This is a genomic window from Acidobacteriota bacterium (genome assembly GCA_040752915.1).
In the GTDB taxonomy this organism is placed as follows: domain Bacteria; phylum Acidobacteriota; class UBA4820; order UBA4820; family DSQY01; genus JBFLVU01.
Map to the genome: position 1 here is coordinate 1 of JBFMHB010000037.1, position 4,157 is coordinate 4,157.

At 68.6% G+C, this 4,157-nt stretch carries 3 protein-coding genes; all 3 read right to left on the reverse strand.

The features are described 5' to 3' along the window. The coding region (locus AB1824_08265) for a hypothetical protein (GenBank protein MEW5764959.1) at nt 1–210 on the reverse strand (210 nt) is incomplete at its 3' end. Nucleotides 211–239: 29 nt separating this feature from the next. Further along, entirely contained in the window at nt 240–1,208 is a 969-nt protein-coding gene (locus tag AB1824_08270) for a D-glycerate dehydrogenase (protein ID MEW5764960.1), read from the reverse strand. Nucleotides 1,209–1,218: 10 nt separating this feature from the next. After that, the coding region (locus AB1824_08275; protein ID MEW5764961.1) for a hypothetical protein at nt 1,219–4,157 on the reverse strand (2,939 nt) is incomplete at its 5' end.

Consider the following 4,157-nt stretch of genomic DNA (forward strand, 5'->3'; position numbering starts at 1 on the left):
GGTCCCCGCGAGCGTGAGGACCTCGTCCACCAGGGGAAGGCCCTCCACGGCTGGGAGGACGGAAGGCCTCACGAGGGCGGTGACGCGGAGGTCGGGACGCGCGCGGCGGAGGGCCGCCAGGGAGGGCGTGCAGAACAGCACGTCCCCTACCCAGTTCGGCAGCCGGACCAGGAGCCGGGCCCCACGCCGGAGTTGAACCTCCGCTCCCATGGCGACTCCCCCTCTTTCCGGTTTCCCGTTCAACCGACGGGGTGGGCCGGTTCCCGGCCTTCGATCACCGCGAGGCAGTCGGCCACCGCCATCCGCGCCATCTCGGCGCGGGTCTCGGCCCCGGCCGATCCGAGGTGCGGGAGGAGGAACACGTTCGACAACTCCCTCAGGCCGGGAGCCAGCTCCGGCTCCCCCTCGTAGACGTCCAGTCCCGCACCCCCAAGCCCCCCCTCGCGAAGGCGCCGGACGAGGGCGGCCTCGTCCACCACGGCCCCCCGAGACGTGTTCACGAGAACGGCCCCGGGCTTCATGGTGCGCAGGCGCCGGTCGTCGAGAAGGTGCCGGGTCTGAGGAGTGAGCGGACAGTGCAGGCTTACGATGTCGGCGGCGCTCAAGAGCTCGTCGAGGTCCATGTACGCCGCGCCAAGGGCGGCTTCTTCCGAGGCGAGGAGCCGGCGGCGCTGGGTGTAGGCCACCTTCAGGCCAAAAGCGGGCGCGCGCCGGGCGACGGCCTTGCCGATTCGGCCCATGCCGACGATCCCGAGGAGCTTTCCCCTCAGGTCCATGCCGAGGAGAAGGTCGGGGGCCCACCCACGGAATCGTCCCGCGCGCATCATCCGATCGCCTTCGGGGGCCCTTCGCGCGGCGCCCAGCAGAAGCGTCCAGGCGAGGTCGGCGGTGGCCTCGGTAAGGATGTCGGGCGTGTTGGTCACCCGAATGCCGAGCCTCCGCGCCGCCTCCAGGTCGACGTTGTCCGTCCCCACCGCGTAGTTGGAGACCACCTTCAGATTGGAGCAGGACTCCAGCACGCGCGCCGTGACGGGGTGGCTCAGGAGCGTGACGGCCCCGTCCGCGCGCTTCAAGGCCCGCAGGAGTGCGTCCTCCGAGAGGGGACCCCGCGGGCGGAGCGTTCGGACCCGCGCCCTTCCCTCGGCGAGGGCATGGGCGTCCCCCGGGAGAGGGGACGTCAAGACGATCAGCGGCAGTCGGCCCGCCACTTCCCCCTCCTCACCACAACTTCAGGATCGCGAGGGCCACCGTAAAATCTCTCTCCACCGGACCCACATCGCTCCGGAGGGCGTAGCCCGCGTCCAGCGTCCACAGCGTCTGCCAGGGACCCGCCACGGAGCCCGAGAGGCTCACGCCGGTGTGGTCCTGCCACCCTCCCAGCCTCTTGACGGGCTGGATGCGCGCGTGCTCGAGGGAAACCCCGAAGCGCACGACCTGCGCCAGGTTGAACTGGTAGGCGAGGGCGGCGATGGAGCCCCGGTCGAAGCGGATCCCGCTGCCGGCGAAGCCGGCCAGGGAGCGACGGCCGAGGTAAGTGAACTCGTAGCGGCTGAAGCGGTCCAGGTCTTTCCCGTCGAGCCAGGAGACGGAAGCCGCGACCTTCTGGAACTTGGGAAGGTAGAAGGCCTTGCTGAAGGCGGCGCTCCACTGGACGTAATCCTTGAAGGACGAAACGTCCTTCGGTCTTCCGGGAAGCCCCCACGGCTCCCACCGGCTCCTCCTGTGCATTTCGTAGCTCGATCCGAGCGACCAGCCTTTCCAGGAAAAGTCGTAGGAGACATCCGCCTCCCAGTCGAAATGGTCTTGGGGAAGGACGAACCCGGGGGCCGTGTCGGAGGTGCGGGAGAAGCCGAGGTATCGGCCGCGAAGGTCCAGGGAGAGCTTGGAGAATTCCTGAAAGCGCCAGCCCGCGCCCACGGACACGAACTCCCGCAGGATTTTCACCTTCTGGGACTCGTCCTCCACCCCCCCGCGGTAGAAGCGGTCCTGGAAGGGAACCGCGAACAGGACGGCGTTCAAGCTCCCGTCCACCTTGGGCAGGAGGTTCACCTTCGAGGCCGCCAGGCTGTTGACCGCCCCCGTGACCAACAGGTTCACCTGGGCTTTCGTCTTCTTGTAGTCGTAGTCGAAGTAGTTGACCCCCACGAGGGGGAGCGGGAAGTCCAGGCTCTTGTCGTAATAGAAGCCGCCCGCCGCGAACAGGCGTCCCGTTTTCGGGTCCATCTGGATCTTCCGGGTTCCATCGGGCTGCTTCTCGAGGTACTTGAGGCCCTGGTCGGTCTCCTGTAGGATGCGCCGGTCGCTGGCCTCGGCCTCTGCCACCGCCTCGCGGAAGTCCGGCGGGTTCAGGCGCGGTGGCCCGAAGCGGATCTCCCTCTCCCCCACCACGTTCTGGCCCACGACGGAAAAAATCTGCTGTCCGCGGACCCGGGACAGGAGCCAGAAGGACCGCCCGTCGGGGGCCTCAAAGGGGGCGTAATAATCGGTCTCCTCGCTGCTGACCAGGGGCTCCTTGAGTCCGACCTGGCGGACCGACATGCGAATCTTCTGGTAGGTCTCGTGGCTGATCCAGACCTTGCCGGTGTACAGGCTGCCCCGCGCGTCCTGCGCGGGAACGAATTCCACCTCGAAGCAGTTCACCCCCTCCACCACCTCGTCCCCCAGGTAGCGGTAGGTGTAATCCCGCCCCAGGCTCAACTCCAGGGGAAGGGTGTTGACCTTTTCGGGCTCGATGATGGGCAGTTCGGGAAGGGTCTTGCCCTTCCAGGCCACCCCGTTCACGAGGAGCTGGTTCTGCACCCACCGGGCGCCGGCCCCCTTCTCGAAGAAGAAGGTGTTGAGGAAGGTGACGTCCAGGCTTCCGGTCCCCCCGGGGAGGCGGAAATGGTAGTCCACCTGCGCGTCGCGCACGTAGCTGTCCAGGAAGATCTCCTGCGGCTGGCTCACTGCCTGGTGCCGGGCCAGGATCACCTCCACGGGAAGGCGGTACACGCTGGTGACGGTCAGCTCCTCCTGGCCCACCGTTCCCGTCCGCAGGCGGTTGAAGGAAAGCAGCAGGGGGCGGCCCTCCCAGGGCACCTCGAGGACGCTCTCCTGCTTCTTCTGGTCCGCCGTGTAGCCCACGTCCCTCCGCTCGCACCCGGGCAGGAGGTGGAGAACCGGGTCCGTGATATCCGCCGTCGGCAGCCGGACCCGGAGAAGCCCGGCCCGAGAACCCGCCACGCGGGGCACGAGCACCATCGACTGCGCCATCCGGTCCGCGTCCAGGAGGTGGATCAGCCCCACGTCGGGACGCGGCCCCTCGCTCCCGGAGATCTCCGTAGCCATGGCGCCGAATCCGGGCGCCGTCCCGGGCGAGAGGCGCCCGCGCAGGTCCAAAAGACTCTTCCACGCGGTGGCGGGATCGGCGGCCTCCACATCCGTGTAAGTCACGTCGCGGCTCGCCGAAGCGAGAACGAGGACTTGTGCGGCGATTGGATTCGTCGTGCGGGGAAGGTGCAGAAGCAAGGGCGCCCCCAGATGGTACCCCTGGAGGAAAGAGACGACGGCCTCGGACGGTTCGCCCGCGCTCCCCGTGGTCGCCGACGAATAGCCTTCCACGTAAGCGCGGAAGTCCCTCGCGTACAGGGGTTCCAGGAGCGGCAGGTCGGCCGGGGACACCTCCCCGAGCAGGATCTTCGCGCTGCTCCCACCCCTGAGGGAGGTCGTCATGCGCTTGAGGTCCAGGGCCAGCTGGTCGGGCGCAGACAACAACGCCTCTGAGAACTCCGAGGGCGCGAAGGAGAGACCCAGTGCGTCCGCCTCCTCCCCGGCGTGGGCGGAGAGGGTAGCCAGGTACTTGAGGGTCTCGGCCGATCCCGGCTCCGCGGGAATGGCGGTGGTGACGCAGAGCCTCGCTTTGGCGGCCCTCGCCGCTCCCAGCACCCCGTCCAGGGCCGCCCAATCCGGAGCCTGGGCCCACTCGGCGGGAATCTGCACCGTGAGGCCGACCGGATTGGCGGGATCGGCCGGCGCCGCGCGCAGGGCCTCGGCGGCGGACGCCCACTGGTCCGGCCCCACCCGCAATCCGAACCGCAGCTTCTGTTCCGGGTAAGCCCCCTCTGCAGCGCTCGCCAGGCACGCGAGCACCGCGCCCATCACCCAACCGTTGAGTCTTC